The following is an 862-nucleotide window of genomic DNA, read 5'->3' as shown; positions in this document are numbered from 1 at the left end:
GCGGCGCGCAGGTGCACCTGCACGGATTCGCCCTCGTGGATGCCGGCGGCGGCGAGGGTGGCCAGCGCGGCCTTAAGTAAGGTGTCCTGCAAGCCGGCCCGGCGCTCCGTCCACCACAGCGCGCGCAGCCAGTCGGCGAAGCCGCTGGACGGCACCCGCCACACCTGTCGGTGATCGTGCATCGGAATGACCGCGACGGCTTGGCGGTCGGCGTCGTGGAACAACTCGCAGTGCGATCGCGCCAGCTGGACGAGCTCGTCGAGCGCGGTCAGGTCGCGGTCCGGCGCGGTGGCGGCCTCATCCCGGATGGCGCGTTCCAGCTCGGCTAGCGGCAGACTCGGGTTGGCCTTCTTCGCGCGATCCCGCAGCCGGACGAAGGCGCCGCGGTCCAGCGAGCGCAACTCCGCCCACGCCGGCACGATCGACGGCGCGAGGACGGCGCCGACATCCTCGGCGGAGGCGGCAATAGCGGCCTCGATCTGCTGTTGCAGGTGCGCCACCACGTCGCCGGCGGCCGACTCGGAGTGCAGCGACATCTCAGCGAACGCCCTCATCGGAGGGCGTGACGCGTTCGCCGTGACGGGCGAGCCAAGCCAACACGTCGGCTTTGCGGTAGCGGATGCGGCGGCCGATACGCGTGTAACTCGGACCTTCGCCACGACCGGCAACGGCTTCGAGCCAGGCCACGGTGTAGCCGAGGCCGGCGGCTGCCGTCCGGCGATCAAGCAAGGCCGCGTCGGGCGCGGCCCAGAACAAGCGGCTGAGTTCGGTTTGCCGCTGCAAGGCGCAGCGGCGGGTGGTGCGGGCGGTCATGGGGCTCCATCGGGGTCTGCCGGGGGAAGCGGCAGACTAGGAGCAGCCC

2 protein-coding genes are annotated in these 862 nt (G+C 71.7%); both read right to left on the bottom strand.

The annotated features are described in order from the left end of the window. Positions 1 to 500, bottom strand: a 500-nt coding sequence (locus tag TX83_RS21010) for a hypothetical protein (RefSeq protein WP_222423803.1), incomplete at its 3' end; no start/stop codon positions are given. Between the two features lie 37 nt (positions 501 to 537). Continuing rightward, positions 538 to 813 carry a helix-turn-helix transcriptional regulator gene (locus TX83_RS21005; RefSeq protein WP_064749939.1) on the bottom strand — a complete coding sequence of 92 codons (276 nt, stop codon included), beginning with the start codon at positions 811 to 813 and terminating at the stop codon, positions 538 to 540. Between the last annotated feature and the right edge of the window lie 49 nt (positions 814 to 862).

Source organism: Lysobacter antibioticus HS124 (genome assembly GCF_000336385.2).
Lineage (GTDB): Bacteria > Pseudomonadota > Gammaproteobacteria > Xanthomonadales > Xanthomonadaceae > Lysobacter > Lysobacter firmicutimachus.
Note: the sequence above shows the minus strand (reverse complement) of the source record. Positions and strands in the feature narration are given on the sequence as shown.

Coding starts and splice junctions, on each gene's coding strand:
- TX83_RS21005 (WP_064749939.1), bottom strand. CDS start 813: ATGACCGCCCGCACCACCCGCCGCTGCGCCTTGCAGCGGCAAACCGAA.